Origin of the sequence: Paraburkholderia caballeronis (assembly GCF_900104845.1) — a bacterium.
GTDB classification, from domain to species: domain Bacteria; phylum Pseudomonadota; class Gammaproteobacteria; order Burkholderiales; family Burkholderiaceae; genus Paraburkholderia; species Paraburkholderia caballeronis.
On the sequence record NZ_FNSR01000001.1, the window covers coordinates 2,894,454 to 2,920,657 of the forward strand.

At 62.9% G+C, this 26,204-nt stretch carries 20 protein-coding genes, 3 tRNA genes, 3 rRNA genes and 1 pseudogene; 14 read left to right on the forward strand and 13 right to left on the reverse strand.

Going from position 1 to position 26,204, the window contains the following annotated elements; all coding sequences use genetic code 11:
- Positions 1–52: 52 nt before the first annotated feature.
- Complete coding sequence (locus BLV92_RS12895) at positions 53–1,381, reverse strand: cytochrome-c peroxidase (RefSeq protein ID WP_090545460.1); 1,329 nt, start codon at positions 1,379–1,381, stop codon at positions 53–55.
- A gap of 229 nt (positions 1,382–1,610) precedes the next feature.
- Between BLV92_RS12895 and BLV92_RS12900 the strand changes: the two genes are divergently transcribed.
- Entirely contained in the window at positions 1,611–3,200 is a 1,590-nt protein-coding gene (locus BLV92_RS12900) for an acid phosphatase (RefSeq protein WP_090545462.1), read from the forward strand.
- 249 nt (positions 3,201–3,449) lie between these two features.
- Positions 3,450–4,232, forward strand: coding sequence for a methyltransferase domain-containing protein (locus BLV92_RS12905; RefSeq protein WP_167627052.1), 783 nt, complete (start codon positions 3,450–3,452; stop codon positions 4,230–4,232).
- Between the two features lie 463 nt (positions 4,233–4,695).
- Here BLV92_RS12905 and BLV92_RS12910 read toward each other — a convergent pair.
- Positions 4,696–5,067: pseudogene (locus BLV92_RS12910) on the reverse strand (DUF4145 domain-containing protein); the annotation flags it as partial.
- A gap of 469 nt (positions 5,068–5,536) precedes the next feature.
- Here BLV92_RS12910 and BLV92_RS32055 point away from each other — a divergent pair.
- A complete protein-coding gene (locus BLV92_RS32055) occupies positions 5,537–5,677 on the forward strand; it encodes a hypothetical protein (RefSeq protein ID WP_167627054.1) in 141 nt (46 codons plus the stop codon).
- 102 nt (positions 5,678–5,779) lie between these two features.
- Here BLV92_RS32055 and BLV92_RS12915 read toward each other — a convergent pair.
- The 3 genes from BLV92_RS12915 to BLV92_RS31550 all read right to left on the reverse strand — a co-directional run bounded on the left by BLV92_RS12915 (position 5,780) and on the right by BLV92_RS31550 (position 7,258).
- Positions 5,780–5,856 (reverse strand) — tRNA-Arg (locus BLV92_RS12915).
- A gap of 99 nt (positions 5,857–5,955) precedes the next feature.
- Positions 5,956–6,789: an undecaprenyl-diphosphate phosphatase gene (locus tag BLV92_RS12920; protein WP_090545466.1), complete on the reverse strand. Its 834-nt coding sequence runs from the start codon at positions 6,787–6,789 to the stop codon at positions 5,956–5,958.
- A gap of 265 nt (positions 6,790–7,054) precedes the next feature.
- Positions 7,055–7,258, reverse strand: coding sequence for a hypothetical protein (locus BLV92_RS31550; protein WP_134046949.1), 204 nt, complete (start codon positions 7,256–7,258; stop codon positions 7,055–7,057).
- Positions 7,259–7,361: 103 nt separating this feature from the next.
- Here BLV92_RS31550 and BLV92_RS12925 point away from each other — a divergent pair, with 103 nt between their 5' ends.
- From BLV92_RS12925 to BLV92_RS12940, 4 genes are all read left to right on the forward strand, one after another.
- On the forward strand, positions 7,362–8,273 hold the full coding sequence (locus tag BLV92_RS12925; protein WP_090545468.1) for an aldose epimerase family protein: 912 nt from the start codon (positions 7,362–7,364) through the stop codon (positions 8,271–8,273).
- Positions 8,274–8,522: 249 nt separating this feature from the next.
- Positions 8,523–9,245 carry a peptidoglycan DD-metalloendopeptidase family protein gene (locus BLV92_RS12930; protein WP_090545469.1) on the forward strand — a complete coding sequence of 241 codons (723 nt, stop codon included), beginning with the start codon at positions 8,523–8,525 and terminating at the stop codon, positions 9,243–9,245.
- A gap of 620 nt (positions 9,246–9,865) precedes the next feature.
- On the forward strand, positions 9,866–10,174 hold the full coding sequence (locus BLV92_RS12935; RefSeq protein WP_090545471.1) for a DUF2288 domain-containing protein: 309 nt from the start codon (positions 9,866–9,868) through the stop codon (positions 10,172–10,174).
- The gene (locus tag BLV92_RS12940; protein WP_090545473.1) at positions 10,171–11,520 is read left to right on the forward strand and encodes an MATE family efflux transporter; all 1,350 of its coding nucleotides are present in this window, start codon (positions 10,171–10,173) and stop codon (positions 11,518–11,520) included. Before BLV92_RS12935 ends, BLV92_RS12940 begins: the two co-directional genes overlap by 4 nt.
- A gap of 11 nt (positions 11,521–11,531) precedes the next feature.
- Here the strand turns inward: BLV92_RS12940 and BLV92_RS32060 are convergent, their stop codons facing one another.
- Positions 11,532–11,699 carry a membrane lipoprotein lipid attachment site-containing protein gene (locus tag BLV92_RS32060; protein ID WP_090545475.1) on the reverse strand — a complete coding sequence of 56 codons (168 nt, stop codon included), beginning with the start codon at positions 11,697–11,699 and terminating at the stop codon, positions 11,532–11,534.
- Between the two features lie 94 nt (positions 11,700–11,793).
- On the opposite strand from BLV92_RS32060, the gene BLV92_RS32065 reads away from it, so the two are divergent.
- Positions 11,794–11,967, forward strand: a complete 174-nt coding sequence (locus BLV92_RS32065) for a hypothetical protein (protein WP_166677006.1) — start codon at positions 11,794–11,796, stop codon at positions 11,965–11,967.
- A gap of 207 nt (positions 11,968–12,174) precedes the next feature.
- Here BLV92_RS32065 and rrf read toward each other — a convergent pair.
- The 5 genes from rrf to BLV92_RS12970 all read right to left on the reverse strand — a co-directional run bounded on the left by rrf (position 12,175) and on the right by BLV92_RS12970 (position 17,427).
- Positions 12,175–12,288 (reverse strand): 5S ribosomal RNA (rrf, locus tag BLV92_RS12950).
- Between the two features lie 174 nt (positions 12,289–12,462).
- A 23S ribosomal RNA gene (locus BLV92_RS12955) occupies positions 12,463–15,342 on the reverse strand.
- 278 nt (positions 15,343–15,620) lie between these two features.
- Positions 15,621–15,696, reverse strand: a tRNA-Ala gene (locus BLV92_RS12960).
- Between the two features lie 53 nt (positions 15,697–15,749).
- Positions 15,750–15,826: transfer RNA gene (locus BLV92_RS12965), tRNA-Ile, on the reverse strand.
- Between the two features lie 70 nt (positions 15,827–15,896).
- Positions 15,897–17,427 (reverse strand): 16S ribosomal RNA (locus BLV92_RS12970).
- The 16S, 23S and 5S rRNA genes sit together here with 2 tRNA genes alongside, the layout of an rRNA operon.
- Positions 17,428–18,048: 621 nt before the next feature.
- Between BLV92_RS12970 and BLV92_RS12975 the strand changes: the two genes are divergently transcribed.
- The 4 genes from BLV92_RS12975 (at position 18,049) to BLV92_RS12990 (ending at position 21,947) form a co-directional block, all read left to right on the forward strand.
- Positions 18,049–19,263: a DUF2863 family protein gene (locus BLV92_RS12975; protein ID WP_090545477.1), complete on the forward strand. Its 1,215-nt coding sequence runs from the start codon at positions 18,049–18,051 to the stop codon at positions 19,261–19,263.
- Between the two features lie 190 nt (positions 19,264–19,453).
- On the forward strand, positions 19,454–20,299 hold the full coding sequence (locus BLV92_RS12980; RefSeq protein WP_090545479.1) for a helix-turn-helix transcriptional regulator: 846 nt from the start codon (positions 19,454–19,456) through the stop codon (positions 20,297–20,299).
- Between the two features lie 94 nt (positions 20,300–20,393).
- Positions 20,394–21,068 (forward strand): energy-coupling factor ABC transporter permease, encoded by a 675-nt coding sequence (locus BLV92_RS12985; protein ID WP_090545481.1) that lies wholly within the window; start codon positions 20,394–20,396, stop codon positions 21,066–21,068.
- Between the two features lie 180 nt (positions 21,069–21,248).
- Positions 21,249–21,947, forward strand: a complete 699-nt coding sequence (locus BLV92_RS12990; protein ID WP_090545483.1) for a BspC domain-containing protein — start codon at positions 21,249–21,251, stop codon at positions 21,945–21,947.
- A 158-nt stretch (positions 21,948–22,105) separates the two neighbouring features.
- On the opposite strand, the gene BLV92_RS12995 is transcribed toward BLV92_RS12990, so the two are convergent.
- Positions 22,106–23,257 (reverse strand): M14 family metallopeptidase, encoded by a 1,152-nt coding sequence (locus BLV92_RS12995; protein WP_090547042.1) that lies wholly within the window; start codon positions 23,255–23,257, stop codon positions 22,106–22,108.
- 13 nt (positions 23,258–23,270) lie between these two features.
- Positions 23,271–24,053, reverse strand: a complete 783-nt coding sequence (yaaA, locus tag BLV92_RS13000) for a peroxide stress protein YaaA (protein WP_090545485.1) — start codon at positions 24,051–24,053, stop codon at positions 23,271–23,273.
- A gap of 110 nt (positions 24,054–24,163) precedes the next feature.
- Here yaaA and BLV92_RS13005 point away from each other — a divergent pair, with 110 nt between their 5' ends.
- Positions 24,164–24,655 carry a putative toxin-antitoxin system toxin component, PIN family gene (locus tag BLV92_RS13005; RefSeq protein WP_090545488.1) on the forward strand — a complete coding sequence of 164 codons (492 nt, stop codon included), beginning with the start codon at positions 24,164–24,166 and terminating at the stop codon, positions 24,653–24,655.
- Between the two features lie 215 nt (positions 24,656–24,870).
- On the forward strand, positions 24,871–26,061 hold the full coding sequence (locus BLV92_RS13010; protein ID WP_090545489.1) for a pyridoxal phosphate-dependent aminotransferase: 1,191 nt from the start codon (positions 24,871–24,873) through the stop codon (positions 26,059–26,061).
- The last annotated feature ends 143 nt before the right edge of the window (positions 26,062–26,204 follow it).

Genomic DNA, 26,204 nt, shown 5'->3' on the forward strand with positions numbered 1-26,204 from the left:
CGGCCGTCGGCATAACGAGGGCCGGCCCTGCTTCACGCCGCGTCGAGGTCCGTCAATGCGCGGCCGGTTGCCAGCCGTCGGTCAGCGTGTTGAGGAACGCGAGCACGTCCTTGATCTCCGCATCGCTGAACACCGGCGCGTCGCCGGGCTTGCGGTCGAACGGCGGATCGGTGTTCAGGTTCGCCCAGTAGCGGCGCGGCAGGTCGTCGAACTTGCGCACCTTGCCGCCGACCACCGGATAGAACTCCGACGGGTTCGTGTCGCGCCGCGCATAGAAGCGCAGCACGTCGTCGAGCGAGTGATAGATGCCGTTGTGGAAGAACGACTTCTTCAGCGCGACGTTGCGCAGCGTCGGCGTGCGGAACAGCCCGCAGTATTCGTCCTCCTTGCGGTCGGTGCGCTCGGGACCGCACACGCCGAGGTCGAAGAACTTCGGATCACGGTTCGCGGCGATCGCGTGATTGCGCGGCACGCCGATCGCGATCAGCCCGAAATCGCTGAACTGCGGCGGCGCGCCGGTCTTCGTCGGCTGACTGATGTGGCAGCTCGCGCAGTTGCCCTTCGTCTCGTCGTTGAAAAGCTGCAGACCGTGCAGTTCCGCGTCGGTGAGTTTCGCCTTGCCGTCGAGCCATGCGTCGTACTTGCTCGTGTACGGCTCGAACACCTGCGGCGTCTGCTCGAACGCTTCGAGCGACTGCAGCACGGCCTTGAAGGTCGCGTCGTCGTTGTCGAATACCGCGCTGCCGAACGTCTTGCGGAACTCGTCCGCATACGGCGCCGCGCGCACGGCCGCCGCGACCTTGCCCGGCGTGCTGCCCATCTCGAACGACGACAGGATCGGGATGCGCGCCTGATCCGACGCGCGGTTCACGCGGCCGTCCCACGTGAGGCCGCCGGTCGGGCCGGCATCGACGCTTTCGTCGCCGTCGTCGTCGGAGTCGTGATAGTGCAGCGTGAACTGCGGCACGGAACGCAGATACATCAGCGTCGGCACCGCACGCAGCCCCTGGCGATGCAGGTCGCCGCCGCCGAGCTGCACGGACAGCGCATTCGCCGGCGTAAACGCGTTGCCCGGACTATGACAGGAAGCACACGACAGCTTTCCCGATCCTGACAGCGACGGGTCGACGAACATCTGCTTGCCGAGCGCCGTCATGTGACGCACGGCCTCGAACACTTCCGCGCGGCTCTGGCCGCCGACCTGCGTCGGCGGCTGCGCGAGCCCGTGTTGCGGATCTGGCGCAACACCCGCGGCCGACGCCGGCGCTGCCTGCGCCGCCGGCAAAACCCCGTCACTGCGGCCGTCACAGCCCATCAGCACCAGCGCCGCGCATAGCGCCGCCAGTCCCATCGCCTTTCTTGCGTCACCCCGCACCGTCATGATTTTGCGCTTTCGATGTTTTGAGAACGGGCTGAGGTTATGACGCAAGTGTGTCAACTCAATGACGAATAACCTTCCAATAAATATTCAACTTCCCGACGTTTTATCTGACTTCTTAAGCGCAACGTAATTTATTACACAGTCCTGTCAAATTGCGCAGCGAAACTTCGCTCCGCCAGTCACCTGTAAGGCGGCGGGTTTCCCACAGCGAAAGAGAGAGATGAGACCGATGAAGAAAAAACTGATCCACGCGACGCCGATCGCCGTCGCGGCCGCGGCGCTGGCGCTGTCCGGTTGCGGCGGCAACGACGACAACCCTCGCCCCAGCATCTCGACGATCAAGAACATCGTCGTGATCTATGCGGAAAACCGCAGCTTCGACAATCTGTACGGCACGTTCCCGGGTGCGAACGGCCTGCAGAACGCAACCGCCGCGAGCAAGCTGCAGCTCGACCGCAGCGGTCAGCCGCTCGCGACGCTGCCGGTCGCCTGGGGTGGCCTCACGCAGCCGAAGCAGAGCGTGACCGTGACCGAGGCGCAGACGGCCAACATGCCGAACCAGCCGTTCTCGATCAACGATCCCGCCGGCCTGAACGTGCCGCTCAACATCGCGACGCGCGACCTGTATCACCGCTTCTACGAGAACCAGATGCAGATCGACGGCGGCAAGAACGACATGTTCGTCGCATGGGCCGATTCGGGTGGTCTCGTGATGGGCAACTACATCACGAACGCCGACACGCTGCCGCTGTGGAAGGTCGCGCAGAAGTACACGCTCGCCGACAACTTCTTCATGGGCGCGTTCGGCGGCTCGTTCCTGAACCACCAGTGGCTGGTCTGCGCGTGCACGCCGACGTTCCCGAACGCGCTCAACATGAACGCGAAGACCTCCGTGTCGGCGGTCGAGAACGACGGCACGTCGCTGACGCTCGACCCGACCTCGCCGGCTTCGGCGATGGACGGCAAGCCGCTGTTCAAGAACTCGGGCAACCTGACGCCTGACCTGTACGCGGTGAACACGATGCAGCCGCCGTACCAGCCGAGCGGCAACGCGCCGGCGGACGGCGGCGATACGGCGCTGGCCGATCCGAACCCGGCCGCCGGCACGACGCTGCCGCCGCAGACGGCGACCCACATCGGCGACCTGCTGGACAAGGCGAACGTGTCGTGGGCATGGTACGGCGGCGCATGGGGCGCGGCGGTCGCGGCGCGCCAGAGCGGTCAGTGGACTTCGGTGACGGCGGGCAACCTGACCGTGCCGAACTTCCAGACGCACCACCAGCCGTTCAACTACTTCGCGGATCTCGCGCCGGGCACGGAAGCGCGCGCGAAGCACCTGCTCGACGGCGGCATGGACGGTTCGGAGTTCATCAAGGCGATCGACGCGGGCACGCTGCCGCAGGTCGCGTTCTACAAGCCGCAGGGCAACCTGAACGAGCACGCGGGTTACACCGACGTCGAGTCGGGCGACCAGCACATCGCGGAGGTGATCTCGCACCTGGAGAAGAGCCCGCAGTGGAAGAACATGGTCGTGGTCGTCACGTACGACGAGAACGGCGGCTTCTGGGATCACGTGTCGCCGCCGAAGGGCGACCGCTGGGGTCCGGGCTCGCGGATTCCGGCGCTGGTGGTGTCGCCGCTCGCGAAGAAGGGTTTCGTCGATCACACGCAGTACGACACGACGTCGATCCTGCGCCTGATCACCCGCCGCTTCTCGCTGCCGATGCTGCCGGGTCTGACGAACCGCGACGAGAAGCTGAAGGCCAACGGCGCGCAGCCGATGGGCGATCTGACTAACGCGCTGGATATTGCGCTTTGAGGGTGAGGTAGCAGGTTCGCGGTGCGCCTTGGGGGGGGTGCCGTTTTGAGGGCAGCCTTCGGGCTGCCTTTTTTGCTTTTGCTTTGGACGCGCGCCTGACGGGAATCGCAGTGAGGCGCCTGTCGATCGGCTGCGACTCGACTACCCTATAGTATGGCCCTGCGCGTTGCCGGCATCGCTGGCGTCCCCTACCTTTCGCAAGGCCGGCTTGTGGCTCGGCCGAATGGCGGCTTTCTTTGGAGAGACGGGATGGAGGATAACGCGGCGCCCCTGACCGACGAACTGGCAAATCTGCTTGAGCGGGTGAAGCCGTTTGCCGAACGAACGTGTTCGATCTGCGGGTTCCGCGGCTATTTCGGGAATTGCGGCCGTCCGCCGAGAATCGATGCCCTTTGCCCGGCGTGCGGGTCGATGGAGAGGCACCGGCTGTTCTGGTTGTGGTACGCGAAAAACGACGACAAGCTGCTCGCGCCGGTTTTGCATTTCGCGCCCGAGGCCATTCTTGAGCGTGAATTCAGGAAGAAATCCGGCTCCATGCCAGGCGCTTACAGAACGGCGGATCTATACGGCGTAGCCGACCTCAAGCTCGATATCGAAGCCATCGACGTCGAGAGCGAAAGCGTCGGGACAGTGATCTGCAATCACGTGCTCGAACACGTCGACGACCGATTGGCGCTCGCGGAGATTCACCGGATACTCATGAACCACGGCGTACTCATCGCGTCCGTGCCGCTCATCGAAGGATGGGAACAGACCTACGAGAACGATGCGGTAACGACAGACGCGCAGCGCGACCTCCACTTCGGGCAGGCCGATCACGTTCGATACTACGGCCGTGATTTCAGGGATCGGTTGTCGGAGGCGGGCTTCGTTTTTGAAGAAGTAACAGCGGACGGAGCCAGCGTGGTGGAATTTGGACTGCTTCGCGGCGAGAAATTTTTTATCTGCCGAAAGGCGGAAACGGAGCAACACCATCGGGACGCCGGGCTGGTTACCAGGCTAAAACGCTGGCTGCGCAGCAGGGCATGGTGACCACGAACGTCGTGCAGGTGGGCGAATGCCAGCCGTCCGACGATGCAGGAACTGGCGCGGCAGGAGGGACTCGAACCCGAAGCGCGCGAACGCGCGACTGGAATACAGCCGCTGTGAGCAGTCGCGGTTCGTGATGCCGCCTCGAATCAAACGTGCCGCGAGCGGCCTGCAGCGGCATGCGTCGGGTGGGGGCATCGAATCTCTGGCGTTTCGCAAGACGGAAAACCGACCGTTCCCTCACGCAGACAAAAAATCGTCCGATAGACGCCTCCCGGAAATCAAATAGGAAATCAAACGCTGAAACCCTTATCCAGCATGGCTTTGCTGGATCTTTGAATTCCGTTTGATTAACGAGCGCTGCAACAGCCTTTAACATGGAGCATCGCGCCGAGCCGCCGCGGCTTCGACGATGAGGCGAAAGCTCGTCGAATCAAATCGAGGCACGGTAGCGGCTAAGCTGGTATCACTTCATCGGCGGCTTGCCGGCCGCCGCGAGCTTTGCGTCGAGAGCTGCGCGCCGCTGACGCGCCTTCTCTGGCTGAACATAGAAGAAGTCAAAAAGCTCTTCCAGTACGTCGAGGTTCCACTCCGCCTCTTCTGGCTCGACCGGCAAGATCTGACCGGTACTCGTATCCTTCATTGGATGCGCCGCGAAATTTCCGATATTGCGAATAGCATCAATGTTCTCAGCGACGCCGGTGGGCAACTTCCCGGAATCGATCACCGCTTGAATCGCCTCGGCTAGGTTGTATTGCGTGTACCCGTGCTCGCGCAGGATCGTCTGAAGACACCGGCGACTAAGCGCCGCTGAGGCCTTCGAGCTAGCTTGAATCGTGGCGCTTGCTTCTTAATAGTCTTCAGCGACATGCGACGGCACTTCTGCCGGCGCTGGCGGCCGGCCAGTCGAGGCGGGATAGGCCATGAATGGAAGGATTTCCGGCTTTGAGCCCTTACTCGCATCGAGAAAAACGATTGCCTCTTTGCACGATGGGCATGTCATGTAAGCCGCAGTCCAATACCGACCGCCAATTTGCTCGTGCCGCGTACCGCCGCCCGCAATGCCATACGTATTCAGGCAATCAGACGAAAATCCAGCGTGGATCTCCACCAAGCAATGCGGACACTTCATTTTTGTCGCCCCCGGGAGCTTGTTTTTCGGAAAGAAAATCCTGCAGCAGCCTTCCAAAAAATTCAACCGCGTCCGAAGCGTTGGTGTCGTATCGATCGCGGGTAAACGCTACTCGTTGATTGGCTGCGATTCCTTCTACATTAATTCAGCAGCACAACTATAACCGGAGGTGGCAATGGCTACGGGTAAAAAGGATGCGTCACTGGCAAGCAAGCAGCTGTCAAACAAGAAGAGCACGCCGGCACAGAAGTCCGTTGCAGGTTCCGATCTGAGTCAAGCAAAAAAATCTAAACCTGCTCCAGCAAAGAAAAAGTGAGATTTCCAGGGGGATTGACGAAATCGGGTTACACGGGGGTTACACGCGCGTCTGATAGCAAAAAGCCCGGCTGGCAAAACCGGGCTAATTGCTTGAATTCATTGGCGCGGCAGGAGGGACTCGAACCCCCGCCCCTCGGCTTAGAAGGCCGATGCTCTATCCAGCTGAGCTACTGCCGCGCGATGCATACGCGCGCCATCGCGACGCGCGCCCCGCCGGGCGGCGCGCAAAAGCGCACCGCAACGGGCGCTGGATTATACCGCGATCGGCCGGACCGCTTAAGCCGCCGGCGGCTGGTGCAGCATGAACCAGCCGAGGCACAGCGCGCCCGCGATCACGCAGTACACGCCGAACGACGCAAGCCGTCCGCGCCCTTCGAAATAACGCATCAGGAACCGCACGCTGAGCCACGCGGCGATGCCGGTCAGCACCCCGCCGACGAGCGCCGTCGTCAACTGGTCGCGCGCATGGAACAGCTTCGGCAGTTCGAGCACGCCGGCCGCGAAGATGATCGGCGTGCCGAGCAGGAACGAAAACTCCGCGGCCTTTTCCGCGGTCAGCCCGGCCGCGTTGCCCGCGATCATCGTCAGGCCGCTGCGCGAAAAGCCGGGGATCAGCGCGCCGATCTGCGCGAGGCCGACGAAAAACGCCTGCCGGAACGTGAGCTTCTCGGGCGCGCGATGCGCGCGCGAGCGTTGCAGCCGGTCGCCGAACCACAGCAATACGCCGTTCACGATCAGCGCGAACGCAACGATGCGCAGGTCGTGAAAAAGCGCTTCGAGCCGCTTTTCGAGCACGAGGCCGACGATCCCGGCCGGAATCGTGCCGATGATCAGCGCCCACATCATGTGGCCTTCGTCGTTGCGGCGGCCGCCGAGCGACGCGAAGAAGCCGCGGATCAGCGCAACCCAGCGTTCGCGGAAGTACCACAGCAGCGCGACCGCCGTACCGAGATGCAGCGCGACGAGGAACGGCAGCAGCTGCGGCGCATGCTTGTCGATGTGCATGCCGAACAGCGCCGGAACGAGCAGCGTGTGACCAAGGCTGCTGACCGGAAACAGTTCGGTGACGCCTTGCAGCACGCTCAGAAAAAGCAGGAACCAGAGACTCACGCGGAATCCTCGTAATGGGTGGACATGGCGCCGGACCGCCGCGGGGCGGAGCGTCGAAGCGCACCGATTATGCCTGGGCCGATTTGCAGCGCCAAGCGCCGAAGCGGTTTTGTCAAAAAAATTACCGTGCCGCAACAAAGTGGCATGGAACGGGGAAACGGCGCGAAGTCCGCGAGCACGACCGCCGCCCGCGCATCGGACGATGCGCGGCGGATAGACAGGATTCGGGAAGGGAGACTGCCGGGACGCGGTGAGCGCGGAGAACCTAACGCTTCACGCGATGAAAGAAGTAGGCGCTGCTGCCGACGAACAGGCCGAAAAGCGTCAGTCCCATCGCCATTGCCAGATCCATGATGCCTCCCGTGCGGAACGACGCCGTCCGCGGATCGCGGCAGACGATGCGCGAATTATCCGCCGTTCTGTGCGCCGGCCAACACTCGCGCTTTCCCGACGAAGGGTTTTCACGCATCGGAAAGCAGCGCACAATCCGCCTGCTGCGCTGTCCGTCTTTCGCTCGCCGCGGCGCGACGCGCGGACGCCGGCGCCCTACTGACTCTCTCGTGCACGACGCCATGGATTCACTTCCCCAGCAGGACCTCCTCGATCTCTCGTTCGGCCCTTCGACGCTGCGCCTCGCTCCGTGGGCCGGCGGCCGGCTGATGTCGTGGCACGTCGACGGCGACGCGGTCATCTACTGGCCGGAGCACGCGAACTGGGACGAGCCGGGACGCGTGCGCGGCGGCAATCCGCTGCTGTTTCCGTTTCTCGCGCGTCATCGCGTCGACGGTGAACTCGGCCGCTGGCGCGACGCGGAGGGCGTGATCCGCGACATGCCGATGCACGGCTTCGCACGCGACCTGCCGTTCGAGGCGAAGGTCGACGACGACGGCCGTGGCGTGCGGATGACGCTCGTCGATACGCCGCAGACGCAGGCGAGTTATCCGTTCAATTTCCGTTTCGACGCGATGTACCGGCTCGTCGAGGAGCGCACGCTCGAAGTCGAGCTGACCACGACGAACACCGGCACGGTCGCGCTGCCGTGGTATGCGGGCCATCACTTCTACTTCGCGCTGCCTCACGCGCTGCGCGGCGAGACGACGGTGGCACTGCCGCCGACCGTGCGCCGGCATCAGCTGCCGGACGGCAGGATCAGCGATCCGGAGCCGGGCGAGCCGCACTACGCGCTCGACGACCCGCGCATCTACGACCGCTTTCATTGCCTCGAACGGACGCCGCCCGCCGAGCCGGTGCGGATGGTCACGCCGGCGCTGAAGCGCGTCATCACGATCGACCTCGATCGGCCGGGCTCGGTGCCCTGGTACGCGGTGACGACGTGGACCGAGAAGCCGGAATCCGACTTCCACTGCGTCGAGCCGTGGCTCGGGCTGCCGGACGCGATCCACAACGGCCTCGGTCTGCGCTGGCTCGCGCCGGGCGCGACCGAAAGCGCGATATTGCGCATCGCCGTCGGATCGACGGACTGACTGCCGGACTGGCAACCGGCTGACCGCGGGGCGCATCGACGCGCGCGGTGCGACATGCCGCGCGCCACCGGTGCCGATCGGGACCGCTCGACAAGCCTTCGGCGCGCGCGCCGGGTTGCGCTGTCGCACATGCACAACCGGGCAAGCGTTTGCTGCAACGCAGAACGGCTAAAATCAGACGTTTTCCTGTGCCGCCGTCCCGGAGCGAATTACCGGACCGGCGGCCGGTAGCGTACTGCGAGGTTCAAGTTGGCAAAAACAATCGGACGGGGAATCGGGCGGCTCGCGTGTGCGGCGCTCATCGCGTTGCTCGCGGCGTGCGGATCGGCGCCGGTCGGCCCCGGCTACTATCGCGTCGAACGCGGCGACACGCTCAGCAAGATCGCGCGCAGCAACCGGCAGTCGGTGCAGAGCATCGTCCGCTGGAACAATCTGTCGAACCCCGACGCGATCGAAGTCGGTCAGGTGCTGCGCGTCGCGCCGCCGGCAGGGACAGTCAGCGCGACCGCGACGCCCCGCCCGGCGCCGCGCGGCAGCGCGCCGCCGTCCAGCGCGCGCGAACCGGCGGTCGCGGATACGCCCGCGCCGGGCGGCGCTCCGGCGACGTCGATTTCGCTCATATGGCCGACGAAAGGCCAGGTGGTCCGCAATTTCGACGGACGCAATTCGAAGGGCATCGACATCGTGAACGCCGCGGGGACGCCGGTCGTCGCGGCGGCGGGCGGCACCGTCGTCTATGCGGGCAACGGCCTGCGCGGCTACGGCAACCTGCTGATCGTCAAGCACAACGCGGACTACCTGACCGCGTATGCGCACAATCGCGCGCTGTTCGTAAAGGAAGGCGAAGCGGTGTCACAAGGGCAGAAGATCGCCGAGATGGGCGATACGGACAACGATCGCGTGATGCTGCATTTCGAGTTGCGCTACCAGGGACGCTCGGTCGATCCCGCGCGCGATCTTCCTGCGCGTTAAACATTCGACGCCCGATCGACGGACGAAAAAAAAGCCCGGCGTGAGCCGGGCTAACGGGGGTTCGGCGCATATCGGCAAAGGACCGGTTTACCATGCGCCGAATCGAAATCTATCAATACCGATACCCGCGTGCAATCTTTTAATTAGCGCCAAAATGTGACGCGGCGCACGGATTAATCGGGATACGCAAATGGACTCTACTATTGGACACGCTTTGACCGGCATTTAATGCGGTTTTAGCGCTCAGCGCAGAGTTTTAGATGCTGGCGGCAACGATCCGCCGATCGCGAGATCTCCCTGGCCAGCCGGGGAGCGGTGATGCTACCAGTGAAACGACGCACTGGTTTGTGCCGGATCTGTCTGGACAGGATGCACCAACAGGATTTTCCTCGCGCGGTTTTGTGGGGAAGCGCACCTATTACGTCCATACTCGGCGACAGCCGGACGTATTTTGACGGCCATTAATCCCGACGTTATCCGGAAAGCCGTTATTTAAAACGTATTAATATTATTGAACCCGACTGTCGAGATCGCTATCAATGTCGGCACGGCATCGGTTCGCGCGGCTGACGCCCGGTCGATGGTTTATAGTATCGGCCGCTGACCGATTCCCCACGACCATGACTTCTAGCGACGCGAACCCCAGCGCGCTCTACGCCAAACTGCTTGGCGAGACCGCGAAGATCGACTGGCAGGATCTCGAACGTTTTTTTGCGCAGGGCAAGCTGCTGTCCGTCGCCCGCGACCTCGATCTCGTCAGCGTCGCGGAAGCGATCGCCGGCGACGACAAGGATCTCGTGACACGCTGGCTCGCGTCCGGCCTGGTGGAACGCATGCCGGCCGAAACGGCCGCCGGCTACGCCAATCGCAAACCGGAGCTTTGGGCGGTCGTCGTGTCGCCGTGGATCTGCGTGCAGGAACGTAGTTGAGCAGGCGCCTCGCGACCGCACCGGCAGGCTGGCATCGACGCGTGTTGCAGCTTGCGTTTCCGATCGTCCTCGCGAACCTGACCCAGCCGATTCTTGGCGCCGTCGATACAGCCGTCGCCGGCCATCTGCATAGCGCCGCCGACCTCGGCGGCGTCGCGTTGGGCGGCCTGTTCTTCAACTTCGTGTTCTGGGGTTTCGGCTTCCTGCGAATGGGCACGACGGGGCTCGTCGCGCAGGCGTTCGGCGCCGCCGACCCGAACGCATTACGCGCGAACGTGGTCCGCGCGCTGCTGCTCGCGTTCGCGATCGGCGCGGTCGTGCTCGTCGTGCAGACGCCGTTGATCCACTATGCGCTCGCCGCGATCGGCGGCAGCGACGAGGTGCAGCGCAATGCCCGTGTTTACAGCGCCGCGCGGATCGGTTCGGCGCCGTTCGCGCTCGCGAACTACGTGGTGCTCGGGTATCTGCTCGGCACGCAGAGGGTCCGCATCGCATTGGCGACGCAGGTGTTCGTCAACGCGGTGAACGTCGTTGCCGTGCTCGTCTACGTGTATGTGTTCGGGTGGGGCATCGCCGGCATCGGCGCGGCGACCGCTACCGCCGATACGCTCGGTTTCGTGTTCGGCGCGGGGGTACTGTGGTATGCGAGGCCGCGCGGACTATCGCCTCTGCGATTGGCGACGGTTGTCGATCCCGCTGCGCTGAAGCAGTTGGTCGCGATCAATCGGGACATTTTCCTGCGCACGATGTGCCTGCTCGGTTCGTTCGGATGGTTCGCCCATCTCGGCGCCCGGCAGGGCGACGCGATCCTCGCCGCGAATGCGCTGCTGCTGAACTTCCAGACGTTCATGGCATATGGACTGGACGGCTTCGCGCATGCAGCGGAGGCGCTGGTCGGCGCGGCGATCGGCGCGCGCAACCGCGATGCGTTTCAGCACGCGGTCAGGGTGACGATGTTCTGGTCGGTTATCGGGGCGGCCGCTTTTACGATCGTCTATTGGGTCGGCGGAGCATGGATCATCGACCGGCTCACCGATCAGGAGCCCGTTCGTACCGCGGCACGAACGTTCCTGCCGTGGGCCGCACTGTCGCCGGTAGTGTCGGTGTGGGGCTTCCTGCTCGACGGCGTGTTCATCGGCGCGACGCGCACGCGCGAACTGATGCAGGCGATGGCCGTGTCGCTCGGCGTCTTTCTGGTCGCGTCGTGGCTGCTAGTTGCGCCGTTCGCGAATCACGGGCTGTGGGCTGCACTACTCGTGTTCATGGCATCGCGCGGACTTGCGCTGTCCCCGCTGTTGCCGCGCATCGCGGCGGCGATCCGGGTTCCGGCGGCAGGTATGCAGTAAGCGCTTCGCGATTAGCGAGACGGCTGATCGTCCAACATCGTCGGCGGGCGGTCGTCGGTCGGCACGCCGTGATAGTCGGGCGGATCCTGCGGCGGGGAATGATGGCGCGACGCGCTGGAATCGGCGGCGCATCCGCTCACCAAGGCCGCAATCGCGGCGGCAAACAACATTCTTTTCATCAAGCGGGCTCGTTGAGTAGTTTCGGGCGATTTCGCGTCCACGCCTCTCGCGTGTCCTAAGATAGGAGCGTGGCTGCAACCGAAGGAGGCTGCCATGGATTCGGAAACAATTGCGGGCCTGGCCGGCCTTGGCGTCGGACTACTGGTTCTGATCGGACTATCGGTGTTCGAATCGCGACAGTACCGGCGAGAACATGGCGGCGAAGGAATGATGCATCACTGGCTGGCCGAGCATCACGTCTTCGAGCGCATCCGACGCAAGCATTGATCTTCGGACCTGAACCGCAGAACATCCCTGTTTTACAGGTCCCGGTCGTTTGTCTGCCGGAGTGTTTGCTTTTTCGCCCGCCCCCTCTGCGCGAGCAGGGATGCTGTGTCTGAGACAAGGCTGTGAGGTCGGTTTTTTCGTGCGTAAACGCCGAACCCCGACCCTCCGTTGGGTGGAGAGGCCGGGGTATCGGGGACAGCATGAGGAGCCTGACGATTACCTACTTTCACACGGGCAATCCGCACTATCATCGGCGTGGAGTCGTTTCACGGTCCTGTTCGGGATGGGAAGGGGTGGGACCGACTCGCTATGGTCATCAGGCATGACGGGTTGCTGCGTCGCGGTTTGGGGTCGCGCCACAGCCAATCTGGAAGAAGCGTAAAGAGTGGGGGTTGTGATGTTCTGCACAACACGTTCTCAACTTGCGGCGCATCCCGCTGGGGGATGGGTCCGGCCGGGTGCTGAGGCACCGGCCATGACCGACACACCTGTTATAGGATCAAGCCTTACGGGCAATTAGTATCAGTTAGCTTAACGCATTACTGCGCTTCCACACCTGACCTATCAACGTCCTGGTCTTGAACGACCCTTCAAGGGGCTCGAAGCCCCGGGGAAGTCTCATCTTGAGGCGAGTTTCCCGCTTAGATGCTTTCAGCGGTTATCTCTTCCGAACATAGCTACCCGGCGATGCCACTGGCGTGACAACCGGTACACCAGAGGTTCGTCCACTCCGGTCCTCTCGTACTAGGAGCAGGCCCCCTCAAACTTCCAGCGCCCACGGCAGATAGGGACCAAACTGTCTCACGACGTTTTAAACCCAGCTCACGTACCTCTTTAAATGGCGAACAGCCATACCCTTGGGACCGGCTACAGCCCCAGGATGAGATGAGCCGACATCGAGGTGCCAAACACCGCCGTCGATATGAACTCTTGGGCGGTATCAGCCTGTTATCCCCAGAGTACCTTTTATCCGTTGAGCGATGGCCCTTCCATACAGAACCACCGGATCACTATGACCTGCTTTCGCACCTGCTCGACTTGTCAGTCTCGCAGTCAAGCACGCTTATGCCATTGCACTATCAGCACGATTTCCGACCGTACCTAGCGTACCTTCGTACTCCTCCGTTACCCTTTGGGAGGAGACCGCCCCAGTCAAACTGCCTGCCATGCACTGTCCCCGATCCGGATAACGGACCAAGGTTAGAACCTCAAACAGATCAGGGTGGTATTTCAAGGACGGCTCCACGACAACTGGCGTTGCCGCTTCACAGCCTCCCACCTATCCTACACAAACCGGTTCAAAGTCCAATGCAAAGCTGCAGTAAAGGTTCATGGGGTCTTTCCGTCTAGCCGCGGGGAGATTGCATCATCACAAACACTTCAACTTCGCTGAGTCTCGGGAGGAGACAGTGTGGCCATCGTTACGCCATTCGTGCAGGTCGGAACTTACCCGACAAGGAATTTCGCTACCTTAGGACCGTTATAGTTACGGCCGCCGTTTACCGGGACTTCAATCAAGAGCTTGCACCCCATCATTTAATCTTCCGGCACCGGGCAGGCGTCACACCCTATACGTCCACTTTCGTGTTTGCAGAGTGCTGTGTTTTTATTAAACAGTCGCAGCCACCAGTTTATTGCAACCCCTTCACCCTCACGGCGCGAGCCGCTCAAGCTACAGGGGCGTACCTTATCCCGAAGTTACGGTACCAATTTGCCGAGTTCCTTCTCCCGAGTTCTCTCAAGCGCCTTAGAATACTCATCTCGCCCACCTGTGTCGGTTTGCGGTACGGTCACTGTGAAACTGAAGCTTAGAGGCTTTTCCTGGAACCCCTTCCGATTGCTTCGCTCCCGAAGGAGCTCGCGCCACACCCTTGAATTCCGTACCCGGATTTGCCAGGGTACCTTCTCCAATGCAGCGACCGGGACTTCCAACACCCGGACAACCTTCCGCGATCCGTCCCCCCATCGCATTTCACAATGGTGCAGAAATATTAATCTGCTTCCCATCAGCTACGCATTTCTGCCTCGCCTTAGGGGCCGACTCACCCTACGCCGATGAACGTTGCGTAGGAAACCTTGGGCTTACGGCGAGGGGGCCTTTCACCCCCTTTATCGCTACTCATGTCAGCATTCGCACTTCCGATACCTCCAGCACACTTTCCAGTGCACCTTCGCAGGCTTACGGAACGCTCTCCTACCATGCGTGCAAGCACGCATCCGCAGCTTCGGTAACTGGCTTAGCCCCGTTACATCTTCCGCGCAGGACGACTCGATCAGTGAGCTATTACGCTTTCTTTAAAGGGTGGCTGCTTCTAAGCCAACCTCCTGACTGTTTTTGCCTTCCCACTTCGTTTCCCACTTAGCCAATTTTAGGGACCTTAGCTGGCGGTCTGGGTTGTTTCCCTCTTGACACCGGACGTTAGCACCCGATGTCTGTCTCCCGTGATTGCACTCTTCGGTATTCGGAGTTTGCTATGGCGAAGTAATCCGCAATGGACCCTTCAACCATGACAGTGCTCTACCCCCGAAGGTGATACACGAGGCACTACCTAAATAGTTTTCGGAGAGAACCAGCTATTTCCAGGTTTGTTTAGCCTTTCACCCCTATCCACAGCTCATCCCCTAACTTTTCAACGTTAGTGGGTTCGGCCCTCCAGCACGTGTTACCGTGCCTTCAGCCTGGCCATGGATAGATCACCTGGTTTCGGGTCTACACCCAGCGACTGGACGCCCTGTTCGGACTCGCTTTCGCTACGCCTGCCCTATACGGTTAAGCTCGCCACTGAATGTAAGTCGCTGACCCATTATACAAAAGGTACGCCGTCACCCCTTGCGAGGCTCCGACTGTTTGTATGCATGCGGTTTCAGGATCTGTTTCACTCCCCTCCCGGGGTTCTTTTCGCCTTTCCCTCACGGTACTGGTTCACTATCGGTCGATCACGAGTATTTAGCCTTGGAGGATGGTCCCCCCATCTTCAGACAGGATTTCACGTGTCCCGCCCTACTTGTCGCATACCTAGTTCTTCCATGCCGTTTTCGTCTACAGGGCTATCACCTGCTATGGCCGCACTTTCCAGAGCGTTCGACTAACGGTACAGATAAAGAATGCAGGCTGATCCCATTTCGCTCGCCACTACTCTGGGAATCTCGGTTGATTTCTGTTCCTGCGGCTACTTAGATGTTTCAGTTCGCCGCGTTCGCTTCACATGGCCTATGTATTCAGCCATGGATACTCCATTCGGAGTGGGTTTCCCCATTCGGACATCTCCGGATCAAAGCTTGTTTGCCAGCTCCCCGGAGCTTTTCGCAGGCTACCGCGTCCTTCATCGCCTGTGATCGCCAAGGCATCCACCACATGCACTTGTTCGCTTGACCCTATAACGGGTGGGCCTCTTTCGAAGCCGCTCCGCTACAGGTTGAGTTTTAGCGTTGTGCCGTATTCCAATCCGTCTTGCGACGGCCTTGAGATACATCGATACAATCACAACCCTGATTCTCTACTCACACCCATCTCTAAGTGCTTTCGATGAATCTCTTTACTACTTCTTCCTGATTGTTAAAGAACGACAGCCGATAATCAGCTGACTGGCTCAGTCGCCAATGCGCAATGCCCTGAACAGGACACTGTGCACTGATGACTGATGGACAGACCTTGGTGGAGGCAGACGGGATCGAACCGACGACCCCCTGCTTGCAAAGCAGGTGCTCTCCCAGCTGAGCTATGCCCCCCGTGTCTTGCGTACACACGCGGGAGACTGTGGCTCGCACCCTCCGGACCAGGATGGTGGGTCTGGCTGGATTCGAACCAGCGACCCCCGCCTTATCAAGACGGTGCTCTAACCGACTGAGCTACAGACCCCCGGGTCTGTCCTTCTCTCTACAGCCGACAAGTGTGAGCGCTCTGACACGTGAACCGCGCATAGCTCTGGAAAGGAGGTGATCCAGCCGCACCTTCCGATACGGCTACCTTGTTACGACTTCACCCCAGTCATGAATCCTGCCGTGGTGACCGTCCTCCTTGCGGTTAGACTAGCCACTTCTGGCAAAACCCACTCCCATGGTGTGACGGGCGGTGTGTACAAGACCCGGGAACGTATTCACCGCGGCATGCTGATCCGCGATTACTAGCGATTCCAGCTTCACGCAGTCGAGTTGCAGACTGCGATCCGGACTACGATCGGTTTTCTGGGATTGGCTCCCCCTCGCGGGTTGGCGACCCTCTGTTCCGACCATTGTATGACGTGTGAAGCCCTACCCATAAGGGCCATGAGGACTTGACGTCATCCCCACCTTCCTCCGGTTTGTCACCGGCAGTCTCCCTGGAGTGCTCTTGCGTAGCAACTAGGGACAAGGGTTGCGCTCGTTGCGGGACTTAACCCAACATCTCACGACACGAGCTGACGACAGCCATGCAGCACCTGTGTTACGGCTCCCTTTCGGGCACCCCCGGCTCTCACCAGGGTTCCGTACATGTCAAGGGTAGGTAAGGTTTTTCGCGTTGCATCGAATTAATCCACATCATCCACCGCTTGTGCGGGTCCCCGTCAATTCCTTTGAGTTTTAATCTTGCGACCGTACTCCCCAGGCGGTCAACTTCACGCGTTAGCTACGTTACTAAGGAAATGAATCCCCAACAACCAGTTGACATCGTTTAGGGCGTGGACTACCAGGGTATCTAATCCTGTTTGCTCCCCACGCTTTCGTGCATGAGCGTCAGTATTGGCCCAGGGGGCTGCCTTCGCCATCGGTGTTCCTCCACATCTCTACGCATTTCACTGCTACACGTGGAATTCCACCCCCCTCTGCCATACTCCAGCGATGCAGTCACCAATGCAGTTCCCAGGTTAAGCCCGGGGATTTCACATCGGTCTTACATCACCGCCTGCGCACGCTTTACGCCCAGTAATTCCGATTAACGCTCGCACCCTACGTATTACCGCGGCTGCTGGCACGTAGTTAGCCGGTGCTTATTCTTCCGGTACCGTCATCCACCCCCGGTATTAGCAGGGATGATTTCTTTCCGGACAAAAGTGCTTTACAACCCGAAGGCCTTCTTCACACACGCGGCATTGCTGGATCAGGGTTGCCCCCATTGTCCAAAATTCCCCACTGCTGCCTCCCGTAGGAGTCTGGGCCGTGTCTCAGTCCCAGTGTGGCTGGTCGTCCTCTCAGACCAGCTACGGATCGTCGGCTTGGTAGGCCTTTACCCCACCAACTACCTAATCCGCCATCGGCCGCCCCGTTAGCGCGAGGCCTTTCGGTCCCCCGCTTTCATCCACAGATCGTATGCGGTATTAATCCGGCTTTCGCCGGGCTATCCCCCACTAATGGACACGTTCCGATGTATTACTCACCCGTTCGCCACTCGCCGCCAGGGTTGCCCCCGCGCTGCCGTTCGACTTGCATGTGTAAGGCATGCCGCCAGCGTTCAATCTGAGCCAGGATCAAACTCTTCAGTTCAAACCTGTTACTGTCTTTCGGTTCCAGTGATCTCTCACCGGAGCCGGTCGCTCACTCAAAGTGCTGACAGATTCCACCCCCGTTTCTCAACGGGCGTGAAACCCACCTTTACTTTCGTGCGAGCGCCTTGCTGCTGATACTTTTGCTGCACCCCCTCCCGAAGGAGAGGATGTCGCGCAGTCCGCATCGAGCGCCCACACTTATCGGCTGTAAATTTTTAAAGATCGCGTCACACTCAACCCCGGAAAACCACTCACTACCCGGCGTTTCGTGCGTTGCTGCGTCAGCAGCAGAGAAACGAGATTATGCAGACCGTTCAGCTATCCGTCAACAGGTTTTTTTACTTCCCTCAACCCGTCACGCTCACCGCTCCTGCGTCCGCAAAGGCCTCTACATAAGGCCTTCCCGTCTCCCCGCATCCCCTTGCGGAAATGCGAAAGACCGCGATTCTAGACACCGCCGCCCCTTCGTGCAAGCGGTTTTTGAACGGCCCCATCGGCACCACATGCTTGTGCATTAGCGCAGGGACGGCCCCTATCCGCGCCGCTTTGCGTCCATAAGCGATGCTGCATCCGGAACGGACTAAAATAGCGAGTTCACCGAATCTCAACTCCCGGATTTATGCGCTCGCGAATCGCCAAACGCCTTCCCCCTGACGCCGACAAACTGGTCGGTCTGTCGCTCGCCCTGTTCGCTTCGGGCAGCCGCACCGAAGACCGCTTCTGGGAGGCGAAGCTCGACGCGCTTCTCGCCAGGATCGTGCGCAACGGCAACCAGACGACGCTCGACGCGGCGCTCGACCACTTGCAGCAGAACCATCCGGATGCCTACGGCGCACTCGCCGACATGGCCGAAACGCATAGCGAGTCGTTCGTCCTCGAGCACCAGGGTCAGCCCTACGAGGCGCTGCTGGTCGCCGCGCCGGTGCTCGCATGGACGCGTTACGTGATCCCCTCCGGCCCGCTGAAGACCGACGCGGCCGACGCGCTGCGCGCGCATCTGCAGGCCCACGTGCTCGCAAACGGCACGCACGTCGCGATGGCGCCGTATCTGTACAGCATCGACCAGTTGCCGCGTCATCACGTCGAAACGTGGCGGCTCGCGCAGCAGCTCGCCCAGGCCGCGCTGGGCGGCGGCAACGCGAAGATCAGCACCGGCGAGCTGCCCGAAACGTCGCCGATCCTCGCCGACCCGCGCTTCCTGCTCGCGGTCGTCGCCGCCCCGACCGGCGCGCCGCTATTCCGCTGGCAGGAAGAAGAGCACGGCGCCCGCATCGAGCGCGGCCAGTGCCTCGAACAGTGGGCGAACCAGGGCGGCGCGAACCTCGCGCTCGTGATGCCCGGCTGCGAATTCGAATGCCTGCTGCCGGACGCGTACTACTCCGCATGCCGCGACGCCGACGAACGCGTGCGTCCGCACACGATCCGCACCGCGGTGCGCTATCTGCTCGACACGATCGGCGGCGCCGCGCAGGACCTGCGCGCGGTCGTCGCCGGATTCGGCGAGCGCCGCATCGACGAATACCGGATCGGCTTCACGCGGCGCGGCAGCAACGACGTGCTGTATGGCGTGGTCTGGCCGCTCTACGGCCGCGAGAACGGCGACGCGGAGATCGACGAGGAACCGCCGGAGGAAAATTCCAGCGAAGGCCCGCTCGAAGAGATCGTCGCACTGCTGAAGGAAACCGGCGTCACCGAAATTCGCCGTCACGCGGGCCGCTTCGAGCCCGAGTATTGCGACGACTGCGGCGTCCCACTGTATGCCGATCCGCTAGGGGAAATCGTGCATGCGGAAATGCCTGAGGACGCCGAGCCGGTGCAGCCGCACTTTCATTGATTCCTACGACGCCGTCGTACCGTCCCGCCGCAGAGCGGGATTTTTTTGGCCTATGTCCTATACCGTCTGGACAGGCCGCCCTTCTCCGGGCTTTTTGCCATCATGATGCGGATGGCTCGTGCGGCGACGTCTGCGCCGCACGAGCGAGGCAGGACCATCTTCACAAACCATGATGAGAGGAGGGCAGGTTATGCGGTTCGCAATTCTCAATCCGGACGCCGAACGCCGTGACGGGCTGAAGGCGCTCTTGCGGCAAATCGACCGGCGCGCGCGCTTCAACGAAGCATCCGATTGGCGCGGCGCCGATCGCGCGATGCAACGTTTCCCCACCAGCCTGCTGGTGATCGACTGGCACGACGGCATCCGCCCCGGCGAACTGCGCGCCTTCACGACGAAACATCCGGACGTGCCGGTCGCCGTGCTGGTGGACAACGCATCGACGCCCGCCCTCGTGCGCGAACTGCTCGGCGAAGGCGCGCACGGCGTGATCCGCCGCACTACCGACTCGCCGCTGATCGTCAAGCTCCTCGAAGTCACGCTGCTCGGCGGGAGTCACGTGCCGGCCGACGTGCTGCATCCGGTAGCGCCACCCGTGCCTCCGCCGAGGCGCTTCGGCGCATCCGCCCGCCCCGCGCGCAAACCGCTGTTGACGAGCACGCTGTCGCCGCGTCAACAGCAGATCATGCGCTGCGTCCACATGGGCAGCACGAACAAGATGATCGCGCGCACGCTCGGCATCAGCGAAGGCACCGTGAAGATCCATCTCGCCAGCATCTTCCAGCAGCTCGGCGCACCGAACCGCGCGGCCGCGGTCGCCATCTACAATGGCTGGCTGTCGAGCCAGTTGCAAGTGCTGCACGCGCAATGGGATCATCCGCCGAAGCCGGAGCACGGCCAGCGCGGCCCGGTGCCGTTGCGGCGCCGCGGCACTCCGGCGTTCCGCTATCCGTTGCGGGCAGACGACACCGCCAACGCGTTACCGGTCGCGGCCGAACCGACGCCGCCGTTCGGCGAGCCCGAGCCGGCGGGCGACTAACGCGCGGATGCGCACGCGGCGGAACCTGCCGCAGGGGAGCGCCGGCACGCCACGTGCGTACACGTTTTATCGCCCAACGAGTAATATGAAGCACATGGGGTTCCTCTATACGCCGCTTCCGCTGTGGGTCGCCATCGGTGGCTGGATTGCCGCCGCGGGGCTGCTCGCGCTCGCGTTATGGCGCAACCCCTTCAAACGCCTCCAGGATGCGACGCTGCAGCACGTGTGGCTCGCGATCATCGTCGCGGTCGCAGTGCTGTGGGCCAGCAACGCATGGCTGGAAGACGGCACCGTGCTGCATCTGCTCGGCGCGACGCTCGTGGTCACGCTGTTCGACTGGGCGCTCGCGCTGGTCGCAATGGCCGCGGTCGTCGTGCTCGCGGCGCTCGTGTTCGACTCGCCGTGGGACGGCATCGCGCTGACGTTCCTCGTGTTCGGCGCATTTCCGGTCGGCGTGTCGGCGCTGCTGCAGCGCGCATGCATCGCGTGGCTGCCGCGCAACCTGCTGATGTTCATCGTCGGGCAAGGCTTCGTGTCGCCGGCGATCGCGGTGTCCGCCGCCGCGTATCTTGCGCTCGGCATGCATGTCGAGCTGACCGGCGGGTCGATGCTCGCCGTGCCCGCCGGTTATGCGTTCAGCGTATTCCTGCTCGCGACCGGCGAAGCCTGGTTCACCGGCATGGCTACCGCGCTGATCGCCGTCTATCGTCCCGCATGGGTCACGACCTATGACGTGCGGCGCTACCGGCTCGGCGGCCCGCGAACCTGACACCGCCGACAGCAAGCCGCCCGCTCCAGCGCCCGATCCGGGCCGTTCTTGCCGCCCCCTCGCGATATCCGCCTCTGACGCGGCCCACGTCGCGCACGAAATAATGCCATCCGGATTGAACTCATCACGGTGACACGGCCTCTTACTAAGCCGAACGCTTAATACCCCTCCTCCCGACAGATGGACCGCAACAAAGCAATCCACCGGTCGCTGACAGCGGCCGGCCGCGCCGTCGCATGCGCCACGAGTTTCCTGCTCGCCTCCGCGTTGCCCGCCTTCGCCGCCCAGCTCGACCAGCACAACGACCTCGTCAGCACGTACATCACGCAGATGCACGCCGATCCGCTCGTCGCGGACTGCGCCGCGCACGGCAACTTCGTCGCCGGCACGTCGAGCGTGCTCGACCATGTCGAATTCCGTCCCGAATCGTTCGACAGCACGCACGCGACGATCACGCCATGGAACGATTCGTTCGACGAAGGCAAGCAGCGCGTCAAAGTCGATACGGTCGTCTCCGTCGACGGCGTCGGCATCCCGCAGAACAGCAACGATCCGCCGCTCGACCTGAAATTCCGCTGCGGCTACGTCGGCAGCCAGATGCTCGCGTTCAGCTGGAACGACCCGGTCCCGCCGGCTCGCGCGCGCAGCGAGAGCGCGCCGGCCGCGCGCGGCGGCGCAGCGGTGCGCGGTCGGCATCATGCGGCCGGCGGCAAGGTCAAGAAGAACGCCGCGGGCAAGGGCACGAAAAAAGCGGTGACCGGCAAGGGCGCGCGCAAGCCGTCGTCAGGTGCGTCGAGCGGCAAGAGCAGGAGCCTCGCGACCAAAGCCACCGTCAAGAAGTCGACGAAAAAAGCCGCACCCGCGAAGAAGAAGTCCTGACCATCGTCGCCCGCCCGAAAAGCCGGTGCAACTGAAACGCACACGGCGGCGCCGGCTCGAACCGCGGGCCGCCTCAAACGACAAGGGGGAAACGGCCGATGCCGTTTCCCCCTTGTTTCGTCTCCGGTCGCCGCGCGATGCGCGGCGCGTCGACGCCGCTACGCGAACGTGTCGACGTGATGCAGGATCGCCTGCAGCATCGCGGCCCCCAGCGCCGCGCTTCGCTCGCCGCTCCAGCCAACCCGCTCGTCCGGCAGGTTCGCGTTGTCCTTGAACGGCATCTCCAGCGTCAGCGACAGGCAGCCGAACTCGTTGCCGATGTACTTCGACGCAAGCTTCAGCGCATCCTCGCGATAACGGCTCGCCGCGTACCCGTGCACGTCCTGGAAGTCCGGGCTCGCGACCTTGAACGCGTCGATGAACGCCTTCTGCTCGCGCCCCTGCTGTTCGGTAAAACCCGGCAGCATCTCGGAGCCCGCGACGAACACATACGGCAGCCCTTCGTCGCCGTGAATGTCGAAGAACAGGTCGCAGCCGGTCGCGTGAATCGCGTCGCGCACCGCGAGCACTTCCGGGCTGCGCTGCACGTCCGGCCCCATCCATTCGCGGTTCAGGTTCGCGCCCGCCGCATTGGTGCGCAGATTGCCGTGCACGCTGCCGTCCGGATTCATGTTCGGCACGATATGGAACACCACGTTGTCGTAGAGCCGGCGCGCAACCGGATCGCCGGCCCAGTCGCCCCAGCCGGCGAGCCGCTTCACGAGCCCCTCGACGAACCACTCGGCCATCGTCTCGCCCGGATGCTGGCGCGCGATGATCCACACGTTCTTCTTCGGCGCGCCGTCCTCCAGCATGCCGAGCGTCAGCAACGTCATCGGCCGTCCTTCGACCGTGCGGCCCAGTTCGGTCAGCGTCGCGTGCGGCAACTGCTGCACCGCGCCGGCGAATGCCGCGTGGCGCTCCTCGCTGTACGGCTCGAAGTACGCGTAGTAGATGCTGTCGAACTCCGGCGTGTGGTCGATCGTCAGCGCGCGGCCGTCGTACGACGTCGGCACGCGAAACCAGTTCACGCGGTCGTAGCTCGCGACCGCCCGGTAGTCGCGCCAGCCGTCCGGGAATGCACACGCGGACGCATTCTCGAACGTCATCACGCAACGCTCGTCGCGCGCGCCGGTCAGCCGGAAATAGAACCACTGCGCGAACTCGGCCTGACTGTCCTTGCGCACGCGCAGCCGGATGTCGTGGGCGCGCTCGCACGACAGCACGTCGATCGCGCCCGCGTCGAAATTGCTGGTGATCGAAAGCGTCATCGGAAACTCCTCGTCAATCGGCCACGCGCCGACGGAACACATAGGTCGAGTCGTTCGACGCGTCGGCGTCGAACGCATACCCTTCCGCGTCGAAGCCCTTCAGCGCCTCCGGCTCCGCAATCCGGTTCTCGACCGCATAACGCGCCATCAAACCGCGCGCGCGCTTCGCATGGAAGCTGATGATCTTGTAGCGACCGCCCTTCCAGTCCTCGAACACCGGCGTGACGACCGGCGCATCGAGCCGCTTCGGCTTGACCGCCTTGAAGTATTCGTTCGAGGCGCAGTTGACCAGCACGCGCGACGCCTTCGCGTTGTGTTCGAACTGCGCGTTCAGCGCGTGCGTGATGCGCTCGCCCCAGAACGCGTACAGATCCTTGCCGCGCGCGTTCTCGAAGCGCGTGCCCATTTCGAGCCGGTACGGCTGCAGCAGATCGAGCGGCCGCAGCAGTCCGTACAGCCCGGACAGCACGCGCACGTGCTGCTGCGCGTAGTCGAGATCCGTCGCGGACAGGGACTTCGCATCGAAGCCTTCGTACACGTCGCCGTTGAACGCAAGCACCGCCTGCTTCGCGTTCTTTTTGCTGAAGCGCGGCGACCAGTCCGCGTAACGCTGGAAATTCAGCCGCGCGAGCGGATCGGAAATGCTCATCAACACCGCGATCTGCTGCGGCGACAGACGGCGCAGACCGTCGATCAGCTCGGCTGCGTCGTCGACGAAAGCGGGAATCGTGTGGGTGTCGATGTGTGCCGGGGTGTCATAGTCGAGCGATTTGGCCGGCGACAGAACGATTATCATAGAGGCTCGCAGGCACGCCCGAAGGTAAGTCCCGCTGGAGAATCCAGCGGACGTCGTGCCCGATGTTCAGAGGTTCAAAGGCGAAAGCCCGATTGTAGCGAATGTCACGAATGACCGGTTTCGATGCCCAGCCGCCCGCACTGCCCGTCGTGCTCGATTCGAACGTGTGGATCGACATCCTCGTGTTCGACGATCCGCACACGCGGCCGATCCTCGCCGCGCTCGAACGCGGCGCGCTGCGTGCGCTGATCGACGCGCGCTGTCTCGGCGAACTCGCGTACGTGCTCGACTATCCGCAGTTCGTGCAGCGGCGCGTCGACAAGGCCGCCGCGCTCGCGACGGTCGCGCGGCTCGCGCAGCAGATCGAGCCGCCCGCCGCCGCACCCGACGCGAAACCGCTGCCGCAATGCAAGGACCGCGACGACCAGAAGTTCCTCGAACTCGCGCACGCGGGCGGCGCCGCATGGCTCGTGTCGAAAGACCGCGCGGTGCTGAAGCTCGCGAAGCGGATCGCGCGCGACTTCGGCTTCCGGATCGCGGAGCCTGCGCCGTTCGTCGCGGCCTGCGCGCTGACGGCCGCCGAACCCGCGACCGCCGCATGACGGCGGCGCGCGCTTCTGCGCGGTAAAGCACTCCGAAGCACGGCAAATCTGCCATCCACAGCAACGCAACCCCCTTCCCCAACCTCACCACGCCCTAAAAAAGCGCCGCCGAAACACCGCGCCCCCACCGCCGATGCGGCCCGCCCGCGAACTCCGGTGCAGAATTGCCTACAATCAGGCTTTCCGTTCCGATCCGCACACCGCCCCATCGCGCCATGAATGCACCGCATCCGCAGCACGACACGCCGCACCGCCCGCTTACGCCGTCGTTCCCGTCCCGTCTGCCGGACGTCGGCACGACGATCTTCACCGTGATGAGCGCCCTCGCGACCGAAAAAGGCGCGGTCAACCTGGGCCAGGGATTTCCCGACTTCGGCTGCGACCCGCGCATCGCCGACGCGGTCGCGCAGGCCATGCGCGACGGCCACAACCAGTATCCGCCGATGGCCGGCGTGCCCGCGCTGCGCGACGCGATCGCCGGCAAGATCGCGAATCTGTACGGCCGCCGCTACGATGCGAACACCGAAATCACCGTGACCGCCGGCGCGACCCAGGCGCTGCTGACCGCGATCCTGTGCGCGGTGCACCCGGGCGACGAGGTGATCGTCGTCGAGCCGACCTACGACAGTTATCTGCCGTCGATCGAACTCGCGGGCGGCAAGCCGGTGTTCGTCACGCTCGAAGCGCCGGACTACGCGATTCCGTTCGACCGCCTCGCCGCCGCGATCACGCCGAAAACGCGGCTGCTGCTGATCAACACGCCGCACAATCCGACCGGCCGCGTGTGGAGCGCGCAGGACATGCAGCGGCTTCAGGAGATCGTGCGCGACACCAACGTGCTGATCCTGTCCGACGAGGTCTACGAGCACATGGTGTACGACGGCGCGCCGCACGAAAGCGTCGCGCGTTATCCGGACCTCGCCGCGCGCAGTTTCATCGTGTCGAGCTTCGGCAAGACCTATCACGTGACCGGCTGGAAGGTCGGTTACGTCGCCGCGCCCGCGCCGCTCACCGCCGAGTTCCGCAAGGTCCACCAGTTCAACGTGTTCACCGTGAACACGCCGATGCAGGTCGGCCTCGCGCAGTATCTGCAGGACCCGAGGCCGTATCTCGACCTGCCCGCGTTCTATCAGCAAAAGCGCGACTACTTCCGCGCGGGCCTCGCGAACACGCGCTTCCGGCTGCTGCCGTGCGAAGGCACGTATTTCCAGAGCGTCGATTATTCGGCGATCAGCGACATGCCCGAGGCCGAGTTCTCGAAGTGGCTGACGACCGAGATCGGCGTCGCCGCGATTCCGGTGTCCGCGTTCTATCACGAGCCGCACGAGTCGGGCGTCGTGCGCTTCTGTTTCGCGAAGCAGGAAAAGACGCTCGCGACCGCGCTCGACCGGCTCGCGCGGCTCTGACCGGCGCGAGGCGCGCGATGAGGCGGCGAACGGCCTCGCGTCCCTCTTCATCGCGCGACGTCGCGGCGCGCCATGCGCGCGCCGCCAGTCATCCCCCGCCTCACCCCATTCCCGTTTTCCCGAAACGCGCGCGATGTCGTCCG